The organism is Streptomyces sp. NBC_01390 (genome assembly GCF_045040105.1).
Lineage (GTDB): Bacteria > Actinomycetota > Actinomycetes > Streptomycetales > Streptomycetaceae > Streptomyces.
This window is the reverse complement of record NZ_CP109551.1, coordinates 2,115,352-2,139,647: the sequence shown is the minus strand read 5'-3', so window position 1 is coordinate 2,139,647 and position 24,296 is coordinate 2,115,352. Positions and strand designations below refer to the sequence as shown.

Sequence of the window (24,296 nt, the reverse complement as noted above, 5' to 3'; positions counted from 1 at the left end):
ATTATTTTGCGTGAATATCCGGCGGAGGATCGGCGGGAACTTTGCGGTTCCTGTAAATCCTCCGCCGGAGGCTTTCTGCGTCACTGGAGTGCGGATCTGATCGCCGATGGTCGTTGACTCAGTGTGTGAAGTTTTCCAGCGCGGCGGCCAAACGCGTCAGGACACTGGTTATCCCGCGTGAAGAGACGTGGACTCGGTGCAGGAGTCTTTCGAGTTTCACGCCCAGGGATACGATCTTGTTCGCTATCCACGTGATGACCCTCCTTCCTGGGCTTGTTCTTGAGAGGCGTTTGATAGCGCCACCAGCAATAGTGCCGGAAACCAGGCCGGCGATGAACTTCTGACTGGCTTTCTTCCAGCTCCATCCGCCGTCGAACCTCGTTTCGACGAAATACCCTGCGACATTTGCGACGCCGCCCATGGCGGCTGCGCAGACCAGGAATCCGGGGCCGCTGACCGCGGCACAGATGGTGTCGCCGGCAACGCCGAGGGACACCAGCCCCGCGGCGATTTCGCAAGTCGTCCCCGAGATCAGGCTGGAGGGGCACTGGCCGTTCAGGTCCGAGCAGTTGACCGGGTCGCCGTTGCAGTAGTCGTACGAGGTGGCGCTGCCGTTCTGGACGGGGTCCGTCTGGAGGAAGCGGCCGGTGGTCGGGTTGTAGAGGCGCAGGCCCATCAGGGTGATGCCGGTGGGGGTGTCACTGGCCCGGAGGGCGTCGCCCTGCCAGCCGTAGCGTGGTGTGTTCGTGGTGTTGCCGTACTCGTCGTAGGAGTAGGCGGTGGCGGTCGTGGTGGCCGTGGCCAGGGTGACCGCTATGTCGCCGTGCAGGTCCGCGAGCTGGAGGGCGATGGCGCCGTTCGCGGAGGTCGTCGCGCCCAGGGCTCCGGCCACGTCCAGGACCGAGCGGGTGACCGTGCCGGAGGAGTCGGCGGTCCAGGTCGGGCTGTCGGTGTCGTCGGCGTAGTGGTTGGTCGCCGTCGTGCCGTCGGTCCAGGTGGTGCCGCCGTCGGTGCTGGTGGCGTTGGCGGTGACGGCCTGGCGCTGCTCCGCGTCCAGTGTCCAGGTCTGCCTGGTGGTGCTGGTCGCCTCGCTGCGGGCCAGGTCGTTGGTGTAGTAGGCGAGCGTCGCGTCGGGGGTTGTCAGGGTGCGGCCGTAGGCGTCGTACGTGTAGCCGGTGTCCGTGATGCGGTCCGCGCTGTCGTAGGTGTGCGTGGCCGTCGACGTCGTGGTCGTCGTCGTGTCGGCGCAGTCCGTAATGCCGGTACTGGTGGTGAGCTTGGTGCGGTCCCAACTGGTCGCGGACGCGAACGTGTAGGCGCGGGTGGTGCAGGTGGCGCCCGTGTCGTCCTGGGCCTGGGTCAGGCGGCCGGCCGCGTCGTAGGTGTAACCGGTGCCGGTGGAGGCGCCGTTGTTCTCCGCGTGGCCGGACTCGGTGCCCAGGATCGTGTAGTCGGCCTGGTCGTCGAGGACGGCGGTGTGGGAGGAGTCGGTGTAGGTGCGGCCGGTGGGCGCGCCGTTGGTGTCGTATGTCAGGGCGAAGGTGTAGCCGCCGGGCAGGGTCTCACCGGTCAGGTTGCCGTCGGCGTCGTAGGACGTGGCGGTGAAGGTGCCGGCGACGGAGTCGGTGGTCTTGGCCGGATAGCCGGTGGTGCTGTCGTAGCTGTACGTGGTCGTCGACGGAACCGAGTCCGTGACCGTCACCAGGCGGTTCGCGCCGTCGTACGCCGTGGTCGTGGTGTTGCCGGAGCCGTCGTTGTAGGAGATCTGCCGGCCGAGGCTGTCGTAGGTGTGGACGATCGTCTGGGCATTGCTGGTCTGAGTGGCGAGCAGACCGGTGGCGGAGTCGTAGGTGTAGGTGGTGTCAGGGATGGCGGTGCCCTTGCCGCCGCTGATCACCTTCTTGATCACACGGTCGACTGCGTCACGGGAGTAGGAGGTGGTGCGGGTGGAGCCGTTCGCGGTCTCGGTGAGGGTGTCGGGCGCGCCGTAGCGGTCGTAGGTGTAGGACTTGGTGACCAGTTCGGACGGGTTGGAGCCACCGCCGGTGATGGCGCCGCCGGGCGCGACGCGGCAGGTGAGGCCGGCCCACTCGGGGTGGCCCTGACAGGCGCCTGAGCCCGTCGCGGACCAGTAGGTGGTCACCGTCTGGGTGGTGGAGTTCTTGTTCGGCCCGGTCGTGGACAGCAGGTTGCCGTCGCTGTCGTAGGTATTGGTGGTGGTCAGAGCCAGACCGGACGGGTCGGTGACGCTGGTCAGTTGGAGGCCTGTCGACCAGTCGTAGGTGCTGATGTCCTTGGACTTGTCGCCGTCGGCCGGGTAGCCGGTGACGCTCGCGCCGACCGTGGTCGAGGTGAGCAGGTCGGAGACCTTGGCGTCGCTCGGACGGCCCTCGTCATAGGCGTAGACGGTGTGCGCGTGGGCCAGGGTCTCGGAGCCCGCGGCCAGGTCGACGTCGCTGGTGCCGCCGGAGAGCGCGTGCTGGAGCGTGACGGTGTGGAGTGGTTCCCGTACGTCCGAGACCAGGGACACACCGTCCGCGCTGGTGGTGTAGGTGGTGATCGTGGACAGGAGGTCGGCCGCAACTGCCGTGTTGTTCGGGGCGGCGATCGCCCCCGCGAGCCGAGGGTCGGAACTGGTGGTTGTTCCGAGTGCCAACTCGCGGTTTCCTGCGGTCAGTTCACGGATCACGTTGCCGTCGGCGTTGTACTCCGTGGTCGCTATGTGTCCGCCGGGCACGGCGGTGTTGACCTCGTGGCCGTTGGCGTCGAGGTAGCTGATCTTCGCCGTGGTGTAGTCGCCGGAGCCCAGTGTGGCGCCGTCGTGGGAGGACGGGGCGGGGGCGGAAGCGGGGAAGACGGCTGCGCCGTAGACCGGGTTGTCGTGCTGGCCCCAGGCGGTGGTTGCGGTCGGGGCGAGCTGGTTCGGCGCGGAACCACCGGAGACCGGGACGTCGTAGACCACGCTGGTGGTGGCGGTGCCGTCGGTGGTCGACGCGGTGCCCTGCTTCAGGGTCGGACGGGAAGCGGACAGCAGCATGCCCTCGCCCGCGTCACCGTTGTTGCCGACCTTGTCGTAGGCGAAGGTCCAGGGCAGGTCGCCGGGGTCGGTCTCGGTGGCCACCCGGCCCTTGCTGTCGTAGGTGTACGCGGTCTTCAGCGGGGTGCTCAGGCGCGGGTCCCAGACTTCCCGGAGGCGGCCCGAGGAGTCGTACGTGTACTGCGCGACGGGTGTCGAGGTCGCGGCCGAGCCGCCGGGGGCGGTGGCCCACAGCCTGATCTCCTGGACCTGCCCCGCGTAGTTGCCGAGTGTGGAGGAGGTCGCGGTGGTACCGGAGGCGTAGACGAATTCCAGGACCCTGCAGTAGGCCGTGGAGGGCTGGGCCACGCAGGTCGCCGCACTGACCGCACTCGTGGGCGCGACGACGTACTGCGGCTCGGCGAGGACCCTGCCGTCGGAGAGACTGACCGCCCGTGAGAGTACGGTCGTGGTGTTCGCGGAGGAGTCGTTCACCGTGTACGAGGTCTTCATCTGCCACGTCTGTGTCGCGCCCGGCACCTTGTCGAAGGTGGTGACGCTGCCGCCGGAATCCTTCAGCGTGTACGTGTCGCCGGCGAGGGTCAGAGTGAGGCTCTCGGCACCCGGCTCGGGTGTCCAGCCGTGGGCCGCGTTGAGGGTGAAACCGGTCTGGCCGCCACTTGAGTCCATCACCGCCACCGAGGTGGGCGTGGTCTGGCGGATGTACGTCCAGTTGGACGTCGACGCGGTGACGCCGGAGGCCCAGTTGGGGCCGAAGACGGCGACCTGGCCGGGCTGTCCCGCCCCGGCCATCGGGTCGCGGGAGGAGAACGTACGGGTCACCGCGGGCGCCGAACGCGCCGACGTCCGTGGCGTCGAGGGAGAAGTCACCGGTGAGCAGGTTGACCGTGCCCGGGCCGATCGCGCTGACCGGCGCGTTGTCCGCCTTGCGGTCGACGGTGACCGTGGCCGCGTCGGTGCCGTAGGTGTTGGTGCCGTCCGTGAACAGCGCTCTCACCTGCACGGGACCGTCGTCGGCGAGCTGGCCGGTCGCCGCCCAGGTGAGGTCTCCGGGGTTCGCGGAGGAGGAGAAGGAGACCGGCCAGGAAGAGATCGCCGAGCCGTCGCTCTTGGTCACATACGTCACCGGGATCGGCTGCCAGCCGACGCTGTCGCCGATCCGGTACTGGTACGTCACCCCGGTGAACGCGCCGGACTGAGTGGCGGACAGGGACACGTCGTCGTCCGTGGTGTCACCCGTGACCGGGGAGGTGAGCCCCGCCTTGCCGACGCCGAAGGCGTAGGAGGTGGCGGAGGCGGAGAGGTTGCCGCCGGAGTCGATGGTCCGTGCGTAGAGGGTGTGCCAGCCGTTGCCCGGCTTGATGGTGATGGTCTGCGAATCGCCGCCGTTGCCGTCGCTGGTGTCCAGGGCATGGTTGGGGAGGGTCTTGTCGTCCAGCCCCCATTGGTAGCCGGCGCCGTCGGTGGAGGACGTGCTCAGCGTGCAGGTGGCACCGCTGCTCGACTGGTCCGTCCAACTGCCGGAGGAGTAGGGCGAGCAGGAGATCGTCGACGGGTTCGGCTTGGCGACGTTCGGCACGAAGTAGATGTAGGAGGACCAGGCGCCGTAGTCCGTCCCGTCATACCCTCGCACCCGCATCCGCAGATGCGAGGCGGCCAACTGGTTCGCGGACGGGACTGCCAGGGTTGCGGTGGAACCGGAGGGGACGGAGGCGGAGGTGGCGGTGTAGGAGTACGAGGTCTCGCCCGAGTAGGCCGGGTCGTTGGTGATCTCGAACTGGGCCTTGACCGTCGAGCCGTCCGGGTCGGAGACCTTCGCGGACAGGGTGGGGGTGTACGTGGTCACGTACTGCTTGCCGCTGTAGGCGTTGACGGCGGAGGGTGACACGCCTGCCGAAGTCGGCTTGGCAGGGTACGAGTTGTAGGTGACCGTCAGCTTCGGGGCGTAGCCGGTCGTGGTGTAGTTGGCGGAGCGAAAGCGGCGCCAGGTCTTGGAGTCGGTTTCGTTGGTGCCGTAGACCATGAGGCCGTAGTTGGGGGTGCCGTCGGCCCAGGCCTGCACGATGGAGTCGATGTCCCAGGTGGACCAGCCGGCCGGGCAGGCGGAGGAGTAGCCGCGCGGCACCAGGTTGTTCACGGCGCCGGTGCCGGTGGACGAGGGCCGGGTGGCCCAGGTCACCGAGGTCGAGGACCAGTCCGTCGTGATCCGGCGGACGGTGGTGCCCGATCCGTCGGTGGCGCAGGTCGCGGAGTAGTAGTTGTAGAGGGCGAGGTTGGTGTCAGTGATGTGCTTGCCGGCGAACTTCGACACGTCGAACTTCAGGAACGACCGCGCCAGGTCCGTGCCGCCGTCGTAGGTGCCCGACTTCAGCTCCTGGGAGGAGACCTGGGAGTCCAGGTAGTCCGGGGTCTGGATCCAGGTGTCGGTCGTGACCGCGAGGGTGGTGGTCGGGTCGACCGTCACCGGGTAGGTGGCGGTGGCCAGGAAGGTCTGGTCGGGGGTGAGGACGAGGGTCTGCGTGCCGTCGGCGGCGGTCTCGACCCTGGCGGCGACCTGCTCCTGGTGCGCGGACTCACCGGAGGCCGGGTCCTTGCTTGCGTCCCACATCATCGGCGCGGGCGCCTCGGCGACCAGTTTGCCGGTGGAGTCCTTCAGCAGGAGGTGGCCGGAGTCGGCCCGGGAGAGGGTCAGGCCTTTCAGGTTCAGCGGAATCCGGTACGTCAGGGACTGGTCGGCCGGGCGCGCGGCGAGGGCGATGTTCTCGGAGAAACCCTGCGCGAGCGCGGTCGCCGTCAAGGTCTGGCCGGCGCCCAGGGCGTAGGAGGCGGTCGCGTCGCGCACGGTCGGCGTGGGCAGCTTGTCCTCCCAGCCGAGACCGAAGGACCTGCCGCTCTTGGTCACCGAGGCGAGAGCGGTGTCACCACCGTCCGACACGGAGATGTCCGCCGCGGCCACCCGGGGCTCCAGGGCGGGGCCGGTGTCGGACAGGTCGGTGTCGATGTCGTGCCAGTCACCGTCCTGCTTCACCCTGATGGGGCCTGCGTAGGCGGCCGTCTGCATGCTGCCGTCGGGCAGCGCGTACGTCGTCGAGTCCGGCGTCCGCTCCGACAGGATCTCGATCTTCCGGTTCTGCAACCGGGCCATCAGCAGAGCAGAGGTGGCGTCCTGAGCCTCGGCGGCGCCGTACTTCGCGGCCTCCGATTTCAGGGCAGACGTCGACGCGACGTTGTCCGGCAGAGCGACGGCTGTCCCGGTGCCGGCGACGGTCATCGCTGTCTCGACGACAAGGGCTGCGGCGGCGATCATTCCGATCGCACATATTCTGGACCGGGACCAGCCGGGACTGCTCGGTCGGCTGGTTCCGCTGGATCTGCCGGTTCTGCCGGATCTTGATCTGCTGCGCACGGACAATCCCCCGTGATCTTTCCATTGGCGAAGGCTATGGGCAGATCTTCACATCGATCACACACAGGTTCACGTAACGGGCATTCAGGTCGTCAAGCGGGGGCAAAAGGTGCCTCAGGAATCAACCGGGCGGGCCTCGGGGGGGCGAGCCTGGAGATCATTGCAAATGGTCATATTCACCCCGGGGCGTGCTTGCCGGTCGTGACCTTGCGCCGGTTTCCGGGTGGGTGTTTTTTGATTGGATCTTTATCCAAAATCATTTGAAATCGCTATAAAGGGGTCATGGATGGTGAAGATCTGATGTTGTGTCGCGTCGGCCCTGGGAGGGGATCGGTGCTCGGCAGATCGATGAACTCGGTCCGGGGAGTGGTGGATTGAGTGATCGGCGCGTCCACCGCCTGTGTCTGCGTCGGTGTAGCCGTCACCCACTCCCTCGGCCACTGTGCGCTCCGCAGTGTGGGCCGAGTTGCTCTCAGGTTCTGGGCTGCGTAGAGGTGGCCCCTGTGGTTCCTGCGGGGACCCCAGCGGGGTGCTCGACGCGGAGGCAAAGGCGGAGACGGGAACCGGACCGGGACTGGAGGCCGAGGCCCTGCGGCTGCGGTGGCTGGCCGAACAGGGGTTTCCGACGGCCCGAGTCGCCGACCTGGGCTCCGCCGGCAAGGCGCCATGGCTGGTCACGGAGGCGGTGCCCGGGGTCTCCGCGGCGGAGGAATGGCCGCGTGAACAGCGCCGGTGCGTGGGGGAGACTGGAAGAAGGCGCAACGGTGACGACAGACTCCTGTCCCGCCCTCCGCGCACGCCTCCTGGAGGCGGACACCCTGCTGTCACGTCGGTGGGTCGAGTGCGTCAAATGCATCGAACGCAAGTCGTTCGACGACGGAAACACCGACGTGCAGGAATGGGCGGCGGACCACACGCGTCTGTACGCGGGACACGACCGGTACCGGATCGTGAGCCAGGTCGGTCTCATTCTCGCCCCGACGATGGCGCCCTGATCCGACGTCAAGGGCCGTCCGGTGCAGTCACTGTGAGTGGTTACCCCTTGAGCCCGCGGCCTGGCACCTTGCGTCGGCTCGCGGTGGGAGCGGCAGGGGTCGGTGAGCCGGTGAGGTCGGCCCTCCCGGCTCCTGCCCGCTTCCCGACATGCGGGGCCCATGAAGCCGCCTCCCGCAGCCGCCCGTACTCCTCGGCCATGGTCGCCGCCGTCCAATGCGCGTTCAGGCCACTCGGGTTGGGCAGAACCCACACCCGCGTGTCGCCGAACCGGCGTTCCTGCGGGCCCACTTGAGCCTTGCGCTCGTCGAAGGCGGTCCGATAAGCCGTCACGCCCACGACGGCCAGCCAACGTGGGCGCAGCCGCGTCACCTTCTCGGCCAGCAGGCGTCCGCCCGCGCGGTACTCCTCCGCCGACAGTTCGTCGGCCCGTGCGGTCGCCCGGGCGACGACGTTCGTGATGCCGAGGCCGTACGAGAGCAACTCGTCCTGTTCGGCGGGCATCAGCAGCCTCGGGGTGAACCCGGAGAGGTGCAGGACGGGCCAGAAGCGGTTGCCGGGGCGGGCGAAATGGTGTCCCGTCGCCGCTGTCATCAGGCCCGGGTTGATGCCGCAGAAGAATCTCCTGAGCTGGGATACGGCAGGTCAGAGCGGCGCCGATCCCCTGACCTGCAACGCAGCATGCGTGTTCGGGTAGTTCGCTGCGTCTTCGTGTAGTACGGCGCCGAGATTTGCATGATCGTTTTCCCATAGGTTTCCCAGTTTCCCGCCTGATCGGGCGGGAAACTGGGAAACGCGAGCGAGGCGTCACAGGGGCCGGAGGTCAGCAATGGCCTCCGGCCCCCGGCCTCACGCGCGGGCGGCTACCTCATCTGCACTGCGGACCGCACGTCGTGCCAGCCAGTCCGCGAGCTGCTTGACGCCGGCTCGCTGCAGGGCGGCCGGGGTCTGGTACTCGGACAGCAGGACGACCGGCCCCTTGGCCGCTGAGTAGTCGAAGGCCCGCTCCAGAGCGGGGCACACGCAAAGCTACGAAACCGCAAGCACCAACCAGGAAACCGCAGACCAAAGGCGTGTACTACCAGCACAGAAATCACCCGGATGATGCACAGCCGGGGACGCCGCGGCCGCGCTCAAAACTGCCGCGTGCAGGCCAGACAGAGCCGCGCCGCCTTCCACTCCGACAACGCGCCCCGATACCGCTCGCCCGCCGCACGGCCAGCCGCACCCCACACCAGACCCGCCACCGCCAGCAGCACACCCAGCAGCACCATCCCCGACGACAAGAACGCGACACCCGCGGCCACAGCCAGCAGCGACTGCCACAACTGGCCGGGCACCTCAGCCGGCGGCGCATACCGCTTCTTTAACGGCGACCCCGCAGGCAACGACTCCCAAAACAGGCTGAGGCTCTGCACGTTCACTGACGAACACGTCTTGCACTCCACGGCCAACTCCCTGCACCCTCAAGACACTTGGCGGAAGACTGGCCAGCTGGGAGGACGGCGGCAAGACGTACCGGCGAGTGTGTGAGCGGCATCACCGAAGGCCCGCACCAGGCGCCCCGCCAGACACGGGCGGAGCGCACGCGTGACGACGCCACTACCCGCTGACGAGGCCGGCCTCAACCGATGACGGCATAGACTCAAAGCTCCGCTACGCGGGCCCGTATCGAAACGAGCCCGGCTGGTTCGCCTGCGCCCTCTTTCTCCTGAAAGGTCGAAGCATCCTGAGCAGCGGGCCGGACGGGAGACTGCGCACCGTCTTCACGTTGTTCTGGGGCGAAGTCGCCGGCGCTGGCCCGGTATTCCGTCGCTGTCGGATCAGTGGGGACCCAGCAGGTCAGGGCAGCCTCGGGTAACGGTTGCGAAGCAGGACCCTGTCCAAGGTGCTGTGCGGCTGTACGTTCCGGTGTAGTCCGAGTAGGTAGCCGGCGGCGCCACCGCGTAGTTCTCGGGCTGCCGTGTGGGCCTGCACGGCCGACGAGAGAATCAGTGCACCCAGGAGTCCCGCCTGCGCCGCGGTGTCAGGGATCGCGAGCGTGGCAGCAGCGAAGGCGGGCAGTAGGGGCAGCTTGAGTGACTTGATTCCCATCGTCGCCTGGACCGGTTGGAGCCCGACACTGCGCAGCCCCCGTCGGAGCTCCGCCAGCGGCGCCCTTACATGGCGATCGGCGAGTGCTTCCAGGCGCGTGGTGAGAATCCCCGGGTCATCTGTCTCGGCCAGTCTGGTGAACTCGTCGGTCAGCGACTCCAGGTGATCCCGGAACGCGTCGAACTCGGCATGGAGCGTCTTCCGCGCGGCCACGATCTTCTCGACAGGAACGTTCTCCAGGGACGCCGGCACCACGGTCTGGATGGCGAGAACCGCATACATTGCGGCAACCCCGTCGGCCGAGTACGGCTTCGGCCTTCCCCACGCTGGGCCGTCGAGTATTGCTCCCGCGATCGCCTCGGAGGTCCAGCCCTCCACGTCGCCGAGACTGTCCGGCTGGTCCGTGACGAGCTTGGCCTGGTTGGCATCCGCGACACGCTGCGCTAGCGCAGTGAGGAACACGGCCGCAAGACGCGGGTGCATGCCAAGCCATCGTCGACCGTAGCGGTCGTCGGCCGTCACCGCGAGCCCCGCCTCGACAAGTATGTCCTCAGCCACGCACATGCCCTTGGAGTCGAGATCGACCCACTCCAAGAGGTGGCGGGCCGGTGTCCCCGGCACTCGGTGGAACGGAGCGTCGCGAACCGTCCGCGACGGAAGAGCTGGTAGCTGCTCACGTAGGTCGTGGACCCGGCTCTCTACAAAGTGGAGGAAGTCCCTCCCGGTTTCTTGGCTATACCACTCCGGGGAGACGTTGACCATCAGACCGAGCTCGCCGTTCAGGACCTCGGCCGTGCGGCTCTCCTGAATGGGATAGTCCTCCGGAACGATCCGGCCGATGTTCGGCCAGTACAAAGCTGCCGCCTTCAGCCATGTGTCGTCCTGGATGTGAATGTACGGGTAGTAGATCGCGAAATCGCGCATTCCAGCCTCCCCCATGGCATCCGCAAGATTGCTCCGCCTCAGGATAGACGCGGCCATGCCCTCCCCGAGACGCGAGAATCTCGTACGACTGGCCCAGGGTGTTCCATTCGAAGGTGGAGCATTCCCGGTCGAGGTCGCGGGGAGCCGATTTCCACAGGACAGACAGGGCGCCGCCCCGGGGTCATCTGCCTCACGCGCCGTGGGAGGTGTCGGACTGGGCCTCGCGGGCGGCCTGCTTCGCTCGGCGCTGAGCTCGCGTGCCCGTGCCGGACTTGTCCAGTGCTTCCCAGCCGGGTTCCGGTCCGGGATCCTTCGTGGGGATCTTGGTCACCTCCAGACCGGCTGCCCGGCCGCGGGTGTGCTGTCCGGTGTCGCAGGTCAAAAGCCGTACCCGGCGTGCGGCAAGCGACTGGATAGCCACGGCCCGGTCGATGATCTCGTCATCCGCGATGGGGAGGCGCACATGGCCGGGCGGATCCAGGACGATCTCCATGTTCACCTCGCCCCGTACCTCGCCGTCGTGCGAGATGAGCTCTTGGCGGTGCAGGATCCCGAACGTTGAGCCATCGAGAATTTGGTCGAGGAGGCCAAGCGTGTGGGGGGCGCGCCAGCGAGCCTGTTGCTTGCCCCCCTCTTTGAGGGCATCGAGTTCGTCGACCACGACCATCGGGAACAGCAGCCGGATGTGCTCGCCGCTGGGAAGCCCGAGCACCTTGTGCAGGTCGACGTCTGCCAGCTTGATGGGGTTGTGGATGTAAAAACTGGAGTCCGCGACGACGAACCACTCCGGGCCGTTCCAACGGCCGATCTGTGCGTCGAGGGCCGCCTGGGCCTCCTCAAACGCCTGGACGCGTTCAGTGATTTCGAGGTCCACCAGGCCGTTGACGAGTCGTTCCTGGGCCGTGCCGGCGAGCGTCCCGCACTTGGCGAGCAGAACCTGGTAGCGGCTGGTGAAAACCAGGGTGTCGATGTCCTTGGCGCTGACCTGGGAGCGCAGGACACTCGCCGTGTCCGTGGCCCAGTTGAGGTACCGCAAGAGGCGCTTGTAAGCGTTCGCCTCTGGAAGCCGGAGGTTGAGGGCGTTGGTGTGGGCCTCTGCAAGTAGGCGGCGGATGTATTTCCGGTCAGCCCCCGGTCGGGGTGTTATGAGCATGGCGTTGATCCTGTCAGGGAGACCGACAGCTTCGTCCTGGTGGGGGCGGACCGTTCAGGAGGTGCCTCGGGTCCAGGCCGAAGCTTGACGGGGCGCTTGTGAGAGACGATCAGTCTTCACGAGCGGACAGGCCGTTCTCAGAGTGCGGTACGTGATCTTCTGTCCGGCTTGTGATCGCTCGATGGTGTGATGTTGGGGCATCGCGGCCGGTTGGGCGTTCGGGGTTCGCTTGGGTTGTGGCATGAGCATGCGCAAGCCGTACTCGAGTGATGCTTCCGACGAGCAGTGGGCCCTGGTCGGTGCGACACGAAGTCGCGCATTTCGAGTGAACTCGCAGATCGGAGGCCGGTTATAGACCGGATGCGTAGTTCCTGATCAGTGTTCGAGATCAGTCCCCGCCCTGGCGTGCGTTCACAGGTCCCGCTTGTGAGGGTGCGAAGCCCAGGGAAGAAGCCCAAGGGCCCCCGCTCCGTCCGGGGGAGCAACCGGGCGAGGGGAAGGCCGGACGGGCGAACGCAAGTGAACCCCCGATGATGCCTCGTCAGCCCAAGCCTTGGGTGACGGGACGAGGACCAGGGTGCAAGGGCCTGGCCGCTGGAAGAGGCGGCAAGCGGCGGCCGGGGACGATCAACCGGTCGTGGGAACACCGCTGGCCCCGGGGTGTAGGGGGCGCCCTCCCCGGCCGTGTCTCGTGTGCGCGGAACGTGGAAACCCCGTCGGGGTCCGGACCTTTTGGCTCGGTAGGCCGATCGTGAGAGGGGCGGAACTCTTCGGCGGGACAGGAAGCCCAAGAAGCAGATGCCGGCGGCCGAAAGGCAGCGGGACTCGGGACATGTGGTTGCCTCTCCAGGCGGCTGTCTCGGGGAACCGGCCGGATGCCGGTCCTGGCGGCCGGGTCCCGAAAGGGGAGCTGACGTGGGCTGGTGAGCCTTTGACGACCGAGGCCCGGGGCCTCCCGAACCGAGGGGCAAGTTGGACACCGCGGTGAACGGACCCAAGGACGTTGGCGAATGGGACGACGTCGCATGGCGTCACCACGAGGACAACGTAGTGAGGCTGAGGCAGAGGATCTTCAAGGCGACGCGGGAAGAGGACTGGGCCCTGGTCCGGTCCTTGCAGAGACTGATGCTGAGATCATGGTCGAACACGCTGATCAGCGTGCGGCAGGTGACTCAGCGCAACGCTGGACGTCGGACGGCCGGGATCGACGGGGAGACCGCCCTGTCACCCGAGGCCAGGATGGACGTGGCTTTGCGTGTGCACCATACGCGCTCGTCCTGGAATCCACTGCCGGTCCGACGCGTGTACATTCCAAAGGCCAATGGAAAACAACGGCCGCTCGGTATCCCCGTGATTATGGACCGATGCCATCAGGCGCGCGTCCGTAACGCACTGGAATCCGAGTGGGAAGCGCGCTTCGAGCCGAAATCCTATGGGTTCCGGCCGGGCCGCAGCTGTGCGGACGCCATCGGCGCCCTCTACTCCACGCTGAAAGGCTCCCGGGCCAGGAGGCTGTGGATCCTGGATGCCGACTTGTCCGCCGCGTTCGACAGAATCGACCACGAACAACTGCTCAAAGCGATCGGGTCCTTCCCGGCCAGGGAAATGATCCGGGGATGGCTGAAAGCGGGAGTGGTCGAGGACGGCCTGCACACGCCGACCGAAGAGGGATCACCTCAAGGCGGTGTAATCAGCCCGCTGTTGATGAACGTTGCACTCCATGGCCTGGAGGAAGCTGCCGGAGTCCGCTATCTCGCATCCGGACGTACTTCCGGAGAAACGGCGCGAGGAGCTCCGGTGCTGGTGCGATACGCCGACGATATGGTCGCCTGCTGTCACTCTCGGCAGCAAGCAGAGCAGGTCAAGGTACGGCTTGCAGCGTGGCTGGCCCCCAGAGGACTGACCTTCAACGAGGAGAAGACGCGCATTGTGCATCTCTCCGAAGGTTTCGACTTCCTGGGATTCACTCTCCGCCAGTTTCACGGGTCCAAGCTGATCATCAAACCAAACAAGAAGGCGATCAAGCGGATACGGAAAAGGCTCACGGACGAGATGCGAAACCTTCGCGGATCGAATGTGGTGGCGGTCATCGCCAAACTCAACCCGATCATTCGGGGCTGGGCGGCCTACTACCGTGGGGTGGTGTCCAGCCGGGTCTTCTCGGATCTGGACTCTCATGTGTGGCGGCTCACATACAAGTGGGCCAAGCACTCCCACCCCAACAAGCCGAAGAAGTGGATTGTGCGTCGCCACTACGGCAAGTTCAACAAGTACAGGAACGACTACTGGGTGTTCGGCGATCGCGGCTGTACCAGCGAAAGCGGCGGCACCTTTCACGTGGTCAAATTCTCCTGGACGAATATCGTCCGGCACCAGCTGGTCACGGGCGGGGCGTCACCCGACGACCCCGGCCTGCAGGACTACTGGGCCAAAAGGCGGAGGAAGGTCAAACCCCCGCTGGACAACTACAACCTGAACCTGCTCGCCAAGCAGGAAGGACGCTGTCCACTCTGCGGGGACTACATCCTCACTGCCAACCAGCCACCGCAGTCCCCGCACGAATGGGAACGCTGGTGGCTGAACACCGTCCGCAGAGCGGTAGCCGCCAGCTACCTCACTCACCACGGGCGGAGCGGCACGCCGGACGGACCGCAGACTCGCCTGGTACACGCCTCTTGCCATCGTGGTCTCCGAGCCAGAACACGCAGGAGACTCGCAGTCTCTGCATCACCGTGAAGCCCTCGGGGCTTGCTTGAGCCGTGGTGCCTGGAAAACGGGCATGCCCGGTTCTGAGGGGGCGGGGACGCAGCAATGCGTCCCCGCTACCCGACAGGCCGTGATCACAGCCTGGAAGGCCGCGCATCCGTCGGTCAGCGGCCATCAGGGCAGATACGAAATGCGGGAGATCGTGAACGCGATCCTGTACCAGAACCGCAGTGGCTGCCAGTGGGACCTGCTGCCCCACGACCTGCCGCCCGCCGGCGCGGTGAAGTACTACTTCTACAAGTGGCGCGATGACGGCACCGACCAGACCATCCACGATCTGATGCGGTGGCAACTTCGGGAGAAGAAGCGGCGGTTAGCCGATCCGAGCCTGGTGGTCCTGGACACGCAGAGTATCCACGTCGCGGTCGGCGTCCCCGCCACCACGACCGGCAAGGACGCCGCGAAAAGAGTGCCGGGCAGGAAGAGATGCCTGGCCGTGGACGTGTTGGGCCTCGTCATCGACTGCGTCGTCCTGCCCGCCTCCGCGCACGACAACACCGCCGCCATCGCCCTGCTGGACGGTGTCGCCGCACAGTGCGACACGGTGACCAAGGCCCTGGTCGACCAGGGCTTCAAGAACAAGGTCGTCGAGCACGGCAAGACCGTGGGCATCGACGTCGAGATCGTCGAACGCAACCCGGACCAGCGCGGGTTCGTTCCGCAGGCCAAGCGGTGGATCGTGGAGCAGACGAACGGGATCCTGATGTTCTACCGCCGTCTCGTACGCGACTACGAACACCGTCCCGCCTCCTCCCGCTCCCGCGTCCTGTGGGCGATGACCTCCGTCATGAGCCGCCGCCTCACCGGAGCCACCCTTGCCTCCTGGAGGACCGCATGAGCGACAACCCGCAGGTCAAAGCTATCCTGGAACACATCGCGGACCGTGAGCGTGAACTAACCGACCAGGCCGGGCAGTTCCGGGCCCGCATCGAGGAACTCACCCGGCAACTCGGCGAACTCGACGCGGAGAGCGAGAACCTGCGCATCACCCGCAAGACCCTCCTCACTCTCCCACTGCCCTCACCCGCCACCGAGCCGGAGGGCCCCGACATCCCGGACCACCCCGCCTACCAGCAGATCCTCACCGCCCTGGCCGACACGGGCCGGCCGATGCGCGCCCGCGACCTCTGCCAGGCCCTCGACCTGCCGATCCTCCCGAAGAACACCGAAGGCATCCGCTCGAAACTGAAGCGCCTGGTCAGCCGCGGCATCCTCGCCGAGCCCGAACCCGGCCTGTTCGCCCGCCCCGGCGCCTGAGGGCCATCTCGCGCCCATGACCAGCGATCCTTGTCCAACCTCAACTACGAAACGGACAAGAGCTCACGTTCCGCACTCTCAGACCTCCCGAGGATCCTGCTGGCTGAGCGCAGCCAGCACACGAGTCGGATCGTCGATCAGATCGAACAGGCCGCTGGTCCGCCGCGCCCACTCCTCTGGATCCTCTCCCTCCGCGAACGCCACGGCCGACGCGAACTGGTCCTGAAGGTTGGCCGGCAGTCTGCTGGCCAGGAACGCACCGAGCTTTCGGCCCAGGACGGCTTGCGACGAAGATGGCCGCATGAAGCGGGCCAGCTTGCCGGTTGCTGGGACGACGGTGCCGCACACGCCCTCGAGAGCCGCAACGGAATCGCGCACCCAGCCGCCGTCCCAGGTGTCGGAGAGCGGAACAGCGATCCGTTGAACGCTGGCGATCGCGTCCCTCCCCAGCGCGAGCGAGAGCCCTCCCGGATCCTCGTGGTAGTTCAGATAGCGGGCGACGTCGACGCCTGGCGGGCAGACCTCGTCGAGCACGACGTCGCCGACAAAGTTGCCGGGGTCGACGAGCCACCCCACCTGCACCACGACGGATGGCTCCAGACGGATCCGGTACAGATAGAACTGGCTGTGGTCGTCGGCCTGGTCGTGGATCCGACGCAGCATGTTGTGGACAGCAGCCTCGTACGTGCCGATGTGGAGCGCCTTCGCCCGCTGGCGTGCGGCCCAGGCGGCGACGAGCCTGTCGCCGCCCATCATCATGCGGGTCTCGGGCGTGAGGACGGCGGCCGGATCGAAGTACCTCGTCGGCCAGTCCGGCTGCGTGCTCGTGTGGTACCAGGAGAACTGCGCGACCCTGTCGTCGTCGAGCGCCGGGTCGCCGGGATCGACCGTCACCCGGGGCGCGTCCTCGTGCTCGCACGTCAGGCCGCAGCCGGGGCACTTCTCTCCGCCCTGCTCCCATCGGTCGATCCAGTCCAGGTCGACGACGAGGCGACGGCCGCAGCCGCCGCACAGCATCTGCCGCTCGCGCGAGAAGTCGATCCGCCGTTCCACGGCACCATTCTCCGGAAGCGTCCGACGGAGAACCAGCCTCAGCCGAGGTCTCGAAGCTGCCGGAACTCCGCTTCTGCGGTATCTGCTTCGCCGCGGAGCAGGCCGACGATCTGCTCTGCGAACCTGCTGGGATCCTCGGAGCGCAGCGCAGCGAACGCCGTACCACTTGCCCGCGAAGGCCATCTCGGCGTTGAGCAGGGACTCGGGCATGGCAGCGAGAGAACTGCTCATGCTGCAACCCTACGGGGGGATGCGCCTGATGCGACGAGACCCCGGCAGATTCGGCGGGGCCTCGTCGCGCTCCGAGGATCCGTTCCCTACAAGACGTTCGCCGTCTTGACGCTCGTGTTGCTGACCGGCACGTCGATCCGGTCCCGAGCGACGACGACCCCGTCCTTGACGACGTAGCACTCGACGACGTGCTCGCCCTTGAAGTCCGAGTGTTCGATGCGGACCCCGCGCTTGCTCGAGTCGACGATCTGGCCGCGGATCTTGTCCCGCTGCTCGGCTTCCGGACCACGATTGAGCACCTTCCACTTCAGCGTGTAGGGCTCCTCGACCGAGCAGTGGGTGACCACGAACCTTAGGCTCTTGTCGGCCTTGAGCAAGATCCCGCCGCGACGCATCGTGCGGAGCCAGGTCGGACGCCATCCGGCCTGCGTGACCTCGCAATCGATGGACACGGTCTCGGAGACGTCGACCGGGAACTCGTCCTCGATGAACTCCTCGGTGTCCCTGAACGACCGGGACGACTCGCTCGCGCTCTTCGCCAGCGGCACCGAGGTCCCGAACACCTCGCGCCACTTCTTGTTGGCGGACGTCTTGCCTTCGTCCGCGATCGCCTCAAGGCATCGGTTGTACGCCTTCTTCGCCCTCGGCTGGAACTTGGCCTTGACGTGGACCCGCTGCCGGCTGCCCAGCGCCAGGTAGTACTCCTGCTCCGGCTGATCTTTGAGAAATTCGAAGAAGTCGCGAACCATGAGGTCGAACGAGCCTGTGTCCGCTGCATCGTAGTCGTCGGTCTGGTCGAAGAAGTTGTAGACGAGGGTGTCGATGTGCAGGCCGCCCATGTTTACGCCGTTCGCGTTCTTCCATGCCCGTACCATCCGGGCGAGGTGGCGCATGTTCGTCGAGGTGCGGTCGTTGCACTCCTTGGTCGCGGCGATCTCCTCGCGCGGCTTGGTGACCTTCCAGCCCTCAGCCTTCGTGTCCGGGTAGTCGAAGCTGCCGTCGGCGTTCTCGAATGCCGGCTGGACCTCGAACTTGAAGGCGTTGGAAGTGAACCGCACTCGGACGACGCACTGGTCGACGCGGATCTCAGTGTTCTTGTACCGCGCCTTGAGGTCGCCGCGGACCCTCTCGAGAATCCTCCGCGGGCCGGTGTCCCCGTCGTAGCTCGACCGGATCCCGGGCGGGAGGATGAAGATCATGTCGAGGTCGGACACTCCCTTGATCGCGGTGTGCCGACCGAACGATCCGACCATCAGCTTGTAGTCGGTGCAGCCGTCCTTGTCGCGGAAGTCCTTGTTGAGCGCCTTCGTGATCTCGTCCCGGCGCGAGGCGACCGTCGTGGCCGTCTCCCCGACCTTCAGGTTCTTGAGCAGTGTTTCGAAGATCTCTGAGGTCTTCATCGTCATGCCTCGCCTTCGCCGAGCCGGAGCGCCTCCGGGAGGAAGAGGTCGATCTCGCGCGAGGTGAACGTCATCTCCTCGTTGTTCTGCAGCCCGCCCTGGGCGCGCGCGAACGCCCTGCTGCTCGTCCTGGGCGCGTCGGCATAGGCGTCGCGCGCGGCCTGCTGCAGCTCGTCCCGCCGCTCTCGGCCCTCCGCGTTGGAGACGGTGCCGGACATCAGGTCTGCGATGAGGGAGATGTAGGACTCCCGGACGTCCCACAGCCGAGAGGCGATGCCGCGGTGGGCCTCGGACTCCTCCTCGAACTTGAAGGTCTGCGCCCCAAGGCTCATCCAGCTGACCAGGAGCGCGATAGAAGAGGTCGTGAGGCTCGTCAGCACTGCGTTGCCGAGTAGGCCGACCACCGCGGCGAGGAAGGTGCCCGAGCTGATCGCGGTGAGAGCAATGAGGACGCCCTGCTGCCACCGGTGCTTGGTGAAGCAGATGTCCGCCTGCTTCTCATGGGTCTTGTGGCTGTAGACCACGCGCCCGAAGGCCTCTCGCATCTGCGCCAGAAGGTACGGGTCGCGGTCGGGCACCGCTTCGCCTTCGCGTGTCAATTCGTTCCCACTCGGTCGAGGACTCCTGGACATGCGCCTGAACGTCAGGTGCACATCTTCTGAGTATGGCGGCGACCACTGACACTCCGACCGACTCGAGCTACCTCCCGTTCAGGCCTCGCTCGATCCGGCCCGCCCCACGGCCCTCTCCTGCTTCGCGCGAGTAGCGGAGAGCGCTGGACACGATGCCGCGGAGCCACTCGCCCTCCTTCTTCGCGACGGCCCCGCGAAGCTGCTGGCTCCAGGCCCGGGCGAGAGCAAGGCTTAGAGCAACTGGTGCTGATCCGAGCGGACCAGGGCTGGCCCCGGTACCTCGCCGGCGCCTGTGCCGCGTGCGCGTTGGTGATTCCGTAGGCGGCGACCATCCCGAAGCCCCCTGCGTCGTGCGACGGTACGGCCCGCGAGTCGCCGGCGGCCGAACGTTGACCTCGATCACGCGGGGACCGCTCGCCGTCAGCCGCAGCTCGACGTGAAGCACCCCCAACTCAGGCCCAGAACACGGACCTCGGCGGCCACGACCCCTTCAACAGACCGCTCGACCTACGCGGCATCGCTTGCCCGACTGCCCGCTGCGCCTGGTCGGCCTTCCGCTGGCGCGGTCCTCCGCTGTTTCGCGTCGGGGACTGGATGCACTCGTGTGAGGCTGTCAGGGGTTTCGGCGATCAGCAGCGTTGTCGTGTCCGGCCGGTGGCAGCAGAGCGTCTCCCCAGGGGCGCCACCGGAACCCGGGGATGCTCATCACGAGACGCCGACGTATCAACCGGGTAGGAGGGCCGGGTGGCCGGCCCTCCTACCCGGTTGGTGCTCCGTCAGAAGAGCAGATCAGGCTCGACTTCTGAGAAGTATCAGGCGGTGATCCGGCGGTTGAGGGCGTCGCCGACGAGTCAGATCGGCCGGCGTCTGGTTGCTGGGGAGGCGCGGATCGCTGCGGGGCCGGGCCAGAGCTGGTGGTCGAGTGCGTCCTCCAGTCGTGTCAGGGTGCCGATGTCCGGCAGGACGTGGCTGTTGAGGACGCGGGCGATGGTGGCAACAAGGACAGCGGTGCCGTCGCCTGACAGCAATACGACCAGAACGGTCCGCCGTACGCGGGGGAGCCCCTGCTGCTCTCCAAGGTCGTCAGTCGAAGGGGCCTTGGCATGCCCGAGTGTGCCGCTGAGACGAAGTGCCGAGCTGGACTGGCAGACCGTCGGGCGGATTGCCCCGGGACAGGGCCGGTGGCGCACCGCACTAGATTTCGAGTGAGGAATATTTCGTGGTGCTATTCTGAGGTCTGATGCGAGGCTTCGAGGAGGTGTGAAGGATGGCCGATGTGCAGGCGAACCCTGGGATGCTCATGCTGTTGCGTGAGTCCCGCGGGATGACACAGGCGGAGGTCTCCACCGCCATGACGAAGGCCTCGGGGCCGGAACCGACGGTGGTCTCACAGGGATACGTGAGTCGTGCCGAGTCGGGCCGCCTGACGGTCACGGACGACCGCCTGGAGTGGTACGCGGCCGCTCTGGGCTACCCGTCCGGCCTGCTGTGCCTTGACCCGCAAGTGGGTGGGGTCGGCGTGGGGCTGGTCCACCACCGCAAGAAGGCCGCGCTCGCAGTCTCCGCGCTGCGGCGGGTGCATGCACAACTGGCTCTGACGCGTGTGCAGGTCCAGGAGATCGCCGCGGCTGCCGAGAAACCGCTCGAAGAGCACCGGTTCTTCCGCGTGAAGCTCTCCGCCCGCACGACCGCGAAGGATGCGGCGCGGCAGGTGCGCAAAGCCTGGGTGCTTCCGGCCGGCCCGATCCCCGACATGATCTCGGTCGTGGAGGCGGCCGGAGCGGTGGTGGCCGTCCGCGACCTCGGCGGCGACCTGCTCGATGCGGTCAGTCAGTGGGACGGCGTCGGCGCCCCGCTGCTCCTCGTCAACGACCTGGCGCCGGGGGATCGTTGCCGGTTCAGCGTTGCCCACGAACTGGGGCACCTCGTCATGCATGCGGAACCCGGCGCCGGTTCCCAGCAGGAGAAGCAGGCCGACGCCTTCGCGGCGGAGCTACTGATGCCCGCCGCAGACATCCGGGGCGCCTTCGCGGGCAGGGTGGACCTGCCGAAGCTGATGGAGTTGAAGCGGATCTGGCGGGTGTCGATGAGCGCACTACTGCGCCGGGCGCTCGATCTGGGCGCGCTGACCGAATGGCAGCACCGCACGGTCATCATCGAGATGTCCGCGCTCGGCTATCGCATGGCCGAGCCCGTAGAGATTCCCCGTGAGCAGCCCCGGGCCGTGCCCGCGCTCGTGCGCACCCTGTTCGACGAGCACGGTCTCACCCTCGAATCGGCGGCGGCCTGCGCACATTTGCTGCCCGAGGACTTTCAGCACCTGTATGTCGAAGGATCCCGCACCACGCCTCTGCCACCGTACTGAAGGAGCTGTCCATGACCGAGCCTTCCGCCGTCCCGCGTCCGCACCTCCCTTCAGCTGCGCATCTCCCCTTCTTCGGCCTGGCGGCTCTGCGCGGCCGGATGCTGATCCAGACCCGCCCCGAACGGGTCGGCCAGGTCCAGGAGCACCTCGCTTCCGCCTCCAGTGGGCTGATTCTGAGCGGGGGCAATGCCACGGCGAAGGCGCTGCAGCTGCGGGATGAGGGATACAGCGGGGTGCTGCTCGCCGACCCGGCCCTCTACGAGAAGACCGCCGCGACCGAAGACGCTCCCTTCCCGCAGACGGAGCCGGACGGCTTCTTCCTCAACGACCCCCTTGAGCGGTCTCTGGAGCAGCAACGTGCCGCGGGCGTCACGGCGCCACTCACGCCGACCGGCTACATCCAGGCCGAGGACTCGGATGCGCTCAGGGCCGCGGTCACCCGTATGACCGAACTCGACGATCCAGGCGTGACCTTCGTGGTGCCGATCGACGTGACCTGGCTGAGGAACGAGGAGTCCCTGCACCAGTTGATCGACTATTTGCAGGACGTCAATGGGCCGAAGGCGATCATCCTGGGCGGGCAGATGGACCCGTTGGCCCGGTATGCGAAGTCGGTACACCACCTCCGGCAGTTGATCACACAGGTACCGGACACCGCACTGCTGCGTACCGATCTCGCCGCCTTCGGAGCCCTGGCAGCCGGAGCAGCCTTCACCGCATTTGGTGCCACCAGCTCACTGCGGCACACCATCGTCCCCGGTGAGAAGGCCCAGACCGGGAAGAAGTCCGGCGGCCCCGGCTCGCCGCACGTCCTGCACCCCGAGCTCATGGACTTCTACCTTGGCGAGACGCTGGCGAAGAAGTACGCCGCAGCCGCCGCGCCGATCTGCGAGTGCTACGCCTGCGGACACAAGGCGCTCGACACGTTCACCAGCAACCAGTCCCCGCTCCCGGCAGAAGCCGCGGCGCACAACATCGCTGTACTCATGGGATGGCTGCGCGACCTCTGCGCGACGCCGCCGGGCATCGCGCGCCAGCGCTGGTGGTACGACCGCTGCCGCATCGCCGTCGACCGGTACCCGCTGCTCAACGCCGCCCTCGAACAGCCCAAGGCGTTCCGGGCACCCAAGCAGCTCGAATGTTGGGCCCTTGCCGACCCCGGCCCTGTCCCGGCCGAGCCCTCACCCGCTCAGCGCACCCGCTGATACAGCTCCTCGACGAACGCCCAGGCCGCCGCAGTGTGCCGCTGCGGCCGGTAGGCCCGGGACTCCAGCACCATCTCCACCCCGTCGCCCGACGGGACGAAGACGCCGATACCGTAGAAGTCCGCCTCCGCCAGTGATTCCTCCAGGCGTGCCGGGCGCCGGTCGAGCAGCATGGCCCTTCGGCAGAACGGGGCGAACCGGCCGGCCCGCTCCAGCCCCTGCCGCCAGCCGGACGCCCGCACGACGGCCAGATCGATCTGCAGCGGCCGCACCGCCCGCCGCGTCACCACCTTGCGGTCACGGTCCGCAGCCCCGGCCGGCAAGGCACGTACAGCACGACGTTCCCGCTGATCGAGTGAGGCCAGCGGCACAGGCAGACCCACCGGAAGGGCCAGAAGGGCTTCCAGCGGGGGCAGCTTGTCCAGGCGCGCCGCGGAAACCTCACGACGGCGCACGTCCTCGGCAGAGTCCACGCGGTAGAAGAACAGCGCCTCCGTCCCCAACACCGGGACCACCACAGACTGCCCGTCCCGCCCCAGCAGTGCCGCGGAAGCAGTCTGCACCGAACCGCCGGTCACGGAACTCGCCAAGGTCATCATGGGCTCCACCCTGTCTCATCGGGCGCCGTCCGAAAACAGCACCCCCGCCATTCATCCAACCCGGTCGGCTCCGGCTGCCTCTGCCAAACAGCCCAAGAGGTCCGCCAGACACCGCCACAGGTCGGCATCGTCACTGCGCCGATACCACTGACGCCGCTCGCCGGGCTCCCGCGGAACACGCACAACCAGACCCGCGTCCACCAGAGCCTGTACCGGCGCCTGGTACACGCTGGGCGCAACACTTCGCGAGACCGCGAGATCCCCCAGACAGACCCCTCGGGAATCCGACATCGCCAGCGCCAGCAGCACCTCGGCCCGATAACGATTCCCGAAGAGCTTTGCCGAGACCTCACGCAACCGTTCGGGCGCGCTTTGAACCATGATTCATGATTCGCGAATCATAAAGCAGATGTCAACCACTCTGATGAATTCCGTGCACTGGGGGAAGCGCTGGGATCACATCCACTGGTGAAGTCCGCCCCGACCCGGGCGGACCGCTCAGGGAGTGAGGTCGAGCACCCGGACGTCGGCCCCGTCCCAGGCCTTGGGCTGGACGGTGGCGACGCGTGCCCCATCCAGGCGTTCGGGGCCGGGCATGGCCACATGGTGGGTGTGGCACCAGCCCAGGGGCCGCTCGTGGCCCGAGGCGGCCAGGACGGCGGCGAGATCGAGTGGATGAAAGACCACCTGGTCGAGCATGCCGAGGTGGCCGGCGAGTCCGGTGCGTACCCGGTCCGCTTCGGCGAGTGCGGCCAGCGCGACGTGGACGCGCCAGGCCCCGGTCTCGGCGGCCTGGTACAGAAGGCGGGAGGCCAGGACGTTGCCCGAGCCCAGAGCGAGCAGCGCGCTGTCGTCGAGGACTACATCGACAGGGGCGACAGGGTTCACGCGGCGCTGCCGAGCCGGCGCGTGAGCTCATCGTCCGCTGCGCGGTCCTGCTCGGGATCCGGGGCGTAGCCGGAGAGCGTGTGCAGGACTTCGAGGGTCTTCGCGACCTGCTCGTCCCGCTCGCTCTGCGTGAGGGTGTGGGTGGCGAATTCGCCGACGAGTCCCGCGATCGTGGTGTCCTTCTCGGCGGCCAGGATCGCCAGCCTGTCCCGGATGCTGCTCTCGACCTTGATCGTTGTGTGCGCCATGCCCGACAGAATACATCGGGTATACCCGCCCGGGCGAGGCGATTG

18 protein-coding genes and 2 pseudogenes are annotated in these 24,296 nt (G+C 67.1%); 6 read left to right on the top strand and 14 right to left on the bottom strand.

All coding sequences use genetic code 11. The features are described 5' to 3' along the window. Positions 1-118 precede the first annotated feature (118 nt). Both OG241_RS09620 and OG241_RS09615 read right to left on the bottom strand, forming a co-directional pair. A complete protein-coding gene (locus tag OG241_RS09620; protein WP_405826102.1) occupies positions 119-3,037 on the bottom strand; it encodes an RHS repeat-associated core domain-containing protein in 2,919 nt (972 codons plus the stop codon). A 13-nt stretch (positions 3,038-3,050) separates the two neighbouring features. After that, positions 3,051-6,344: a DNRLRE domain-containing protein gene (locus OG241_RS09615; protein ID WP_405814770.1), complete on the bottom strand. Its 3,294-nt coding sequence runs from the start codon at positions 6,342-6,344 to the stop codon at positions 3,051-3,053. An 863-nt stretch (positions 6,345-7,207) separates the two neighbouring features. On the opposite strand from OG241_RS09615, the gene OG241_RS09610 reads away from it, so the two are divergent. Beyond that, the gene (locus OG241_RS09610; RefSeq protein WP_405814769.1) at positions 7,208-7,438 is read left to right on the top strand and encodes a hypothetical protein; all 231 of its coding nucleotides are present in this window, start codon (positions 7,208-7,210) and stop codon (positions 7,436-7,438) included. Positions 7,439-7,601: 163 nt separating this feature from the next. Here the strand turns inward: OG241_RS09610 and mug are convergent. The 5 genes and pseudogenes from mug to OG241_RS09585 form a co-directional block, all read right to left on the bottom strand. After that, positions 7,602-8,066, bottom strand: a pseudogene (gene mug, locus OG241_RS09605) (G/U mismatch-specific DNA glycosylase); the annotation flags it as partial. Positions 8,067-8,288: 222 nt separating this feature from the next. Beyond that, positions 8,289-8,459 (bottom strand): annotated as a pseudogene (locus OG241_RS09600) (IS110 family transposase); the annotation flags it as partial. A gap of 110 nt (positions 8,460-8,569) precedes the next feature. Continuing rightward, positions 8,570-8,884, bottom strand: a complete 315-nt coding sequence (locus OG241_RS09595; protein WP_371658335.1) for a hypothetical protein — start codon at positions 8,882-8,884, stop codon at positions 8,570-8,572. Positions 8,885-9,278: 394 nt separating this feature from the next. Further along, a complete protein-coding gene (locus OG241_RS09590) occupies positions 9,279-10,454 on the bottom strand; it encodes a DUF6236 family protein (protein WP_405814768.1) in 1,176 nt (391 codons plus the stop codon). 190 nt (positions 10,455-10,644) lie between these two features. Then, on the bottom strand, positions 10,645-11,490 hold the full coding sequence (locus OG241_RS09585) for a PIN domain-containing protein (protein ID WP_405775395.1): 846 nt from the start codon (positions 11,488-11,490) through the stop codon (positions 10,645-10,647). A gap of 1,089 nt (positions 11,491-12,579) precedes the next feature. Between OG241_RS09585 and ltrA the strand changes: the two genes are divergently transcribed. From ltrA to OG241_RS09570, 3 genes are read left to right on the top strand one after another with little or no spacing between them, the layout of a single operon-like run. Then, the gene (ltrA, locus tag OG241_RS09580; protein ID WP_405775397.1) at positions 12,580-14,343 is read left to right on the top strand and encodes a group II intron reverse transcriptase/maturase; all 1,764 of its coding nucleotides are present in this window, start codon (positions 12,580-12,582) and stop codon (positions 14,341-14,343) included. Between the two features lie 43 nt (positions 14,344-14,386). Further along, positions 14,387-15,211 carry an IS5 family transposase gene (locus OG241_RS09575; protein ID WP_405775399.1) on the top strand — a complete coding sequence of 275 codons (825 nt, stop codon included), beginning with the start codon at positions 14,387-14,389 and terminating at the stop codon, positions 15,209-15,211. Next, positions 15,208-15,630 (top strand): hypothetical protein, encoded by a 423-nt coding sequence (locus OG241_RS09570; RefSeq protein ID WP_405775401.1) that lies wholly within the window; start codon positions 15,208-15,210, stop codon positions 15,628-15,630. The genes OG241_RS09575 and OG241_RS09570 overlap by 4 nt, the downstream gene beginning before the upstream one ends. A 78-nt stretch (positions 15,631-15,708) precedes the next feature. On the opposite strand, the gene OG241_RS09565 is transcribed toward OG241_RS09570, so the two are convergent. From OG241_RS09565 to OG241_RS09550, 4 genes are all read right to left on the bottom strand, one after another. Beyond that, positions 15,709-16,683 carry a hypothetical protein gene (locus OG241_RS09565; protein WP_405775403.1) on the bottom strand — a complete coding sequence of 325 codons (975 nt, stop codon included), beginning with the start codon at positions 16,681-16,683 and terminating at the stop codon, positions 15,709-15,711. 317 nt (positions 16,684-17,000) lie between these two features. Next, a complete protein-coding gene (locus OG241_RS09560) occupies positions 17,001-18,314 on the bottom strand; it encodes an SMODS domain-containing nucleotidyltransferase (RefSeq protein WP_405775405.1) in 1,314 nt (437 codons plus the stop codon). A gap of 2 nt (positions 18,315-18,316) precedes the next feature. Beyond that, positions 18,317-18,892 (bottom strand): SLATT domain-containing protein, encoded by a 576-nt coding sequence (locus OG241_RS09555; RefSeq protein ID WP_371658331.1) that lies wholly within the window; start codon positions 18,890-18,892, stop codon positions 18,317-18,319. A gap of 905 nt (positions 18,893-19,797) precedes the next feature. Beyond that, positions 19,798-19,974 (bottom strand): hypothetical protein, encoded by a 177-nt coding sequence (locus OG241_RS09550; RefSeq protein WP_405775407.1) that lies wholly within the window; start codon positions 19,972-19,974, stop codon positions 19,798-19,800. Positions 19,975-20,213: 239 nt separating this feature from the next. Here OG241_RS09550 and OG241_RS09545 point away from each other — a divergent pair, with 239 nt between their 5' ends. After that, positions 20,214-21,311 carry an ImmA/IrrE family metallo-endopeptidase gene (locus OG241_RS09545; protein ID WP_405775409.1) on the top strand — a complete coding sequence of 366 codons (1,098 nt, stop codon included), beginning with the start codon at positions 20,214-20,216 and terminating at the stop codon, positions 21,309-21,311. A gap of 11 nt (positions 21,312-21,322) precedes the next feature. After that, positions 21,323-22,516, top strand: a complete 1,194-nt coding sequence (locus tag OG241_RS09540; RefSeq protein ID WP_405775411.1) for a hypothetical protein — start codon at positions 21,323-21,325, stop codon at positions 22,514-22,516. Here OG241_RS09540 and OG241_RS09535 read toward each other — a convergent pair. From OG241_RS09535 to OG241_RS09525, 3 genes are all read right to left on the bottom strand, one after another. Beyond that, positions 22,501-23,115, bottom strand: a complete 615-nt coding sequence (locus OG241_RS09535; RefSeq protein WP_405814767.1) for a hypothetical protein — start codon at positions 23,113-23,115, stop codon at positions 22,501-22,503. The genes OG241_RS09540 and OG241_RS09535 overlap by 16 nt on opposite strands. Before the next feature lie 498 nt (positions 23,116-23,613). Then, a complete protein-coding gene (locus OG241_RS09530; protein ID WP_319097559.1) occupies positions 23,614-24,003 on the bottom strand; it encodes a hypothetical protein in 390 nt (129 codons plus the stop codon). Beyond that, positions 24,000-24,251, bottom strand: coding sequence for a hypothetical protein (locus OG241_RS09525; RefSeq protein ID WP_037756696.1), 252 nt, complete (start codon positions 24,249-24,251; stop codon positions 24,000-24,002). Before OG241_RS09525 ends, OG241_RS09530 begins: the two co-directional genes overlap by 4 nt. Between the last annotated feature and the right edge of the window lie 45 nt (positions 24,252-24,296).

Excerpts from the sequence above, each read along its gene's own strand:
- OG241_RS09590 (WP_405814768.1), bottom strand. The coding sequence starts at position 10,454 with ATGCGCGATTTCGCGATCTACTACCCGTACATTCACATCCAGGACGAC.
- OG241_RS09575 (WP_405775399.1), top strand. The coding sequence starts at position 14,387 with ATGCCCGGTTCTGAGGGGGCGGGGACGCAGCAATGCGTCCCCGCTACC.
- OG241_RS09615 (WP_405814770.1), bottom strand. The coding sequence starts at position 6,344 with ATGATCGCCGCCGCAGCCCTTGTCGTCGAGACAGCGATGACCGTCGCC.
- OG241_RS09545 (WP_405775409.1), top strand. The coding sequence starts at position 20,214 with ATGGCCGATGTGCAGGCGAACCCTGGGATGCTCATGCTGTTGCGTGAG.
- OG241_RS09535 (WP_405814767.1), bottom strand. The coding sequence starts at position 23,115 with ATGATGACCTTGGCGAGTTCCGTGACCGGCGGTTCGGTGCAGACTGCT.
- OG241_RS09620 (WP_405826102.1), bottom strand. The coding sequence starts at position 3,037 with ATGCTGCTGTCCGCTTCCCGTCCGACCCTGAAGCAGGGCACCGCGTCG.
- OG241_RS09570 (WP_405775401.1), top strand. The coding sequence starts at position 15,208 with ATGAGCGACAACCCGCAGGTCAAAGCTATCCTGGAACACATCGCGGAC.
- OG241_RS09560 (WP_405775405.1), bottom strand. The coding sequence starts at position 18,314 with ATGAAGACCTCAGAGATCTTCGAAACACTGCTCAAGAACCTGAAGGTC.
- OG241_RS09525 (WP_037756696.1), bottom strand. The coding sequence starts at position 24,251 with ATGGCGCACACAACGATCAAGGTCGAGAGCAGCATCCGGGACAGGCTG.
- OG241_RS09540 (WP_405775411.1), top strand. The coding sequence starts at position 21,323 with ATGACCGAGCCTTCCGCCGTCCCGCGTCCGCACCTCCCTTCAGCTGCG.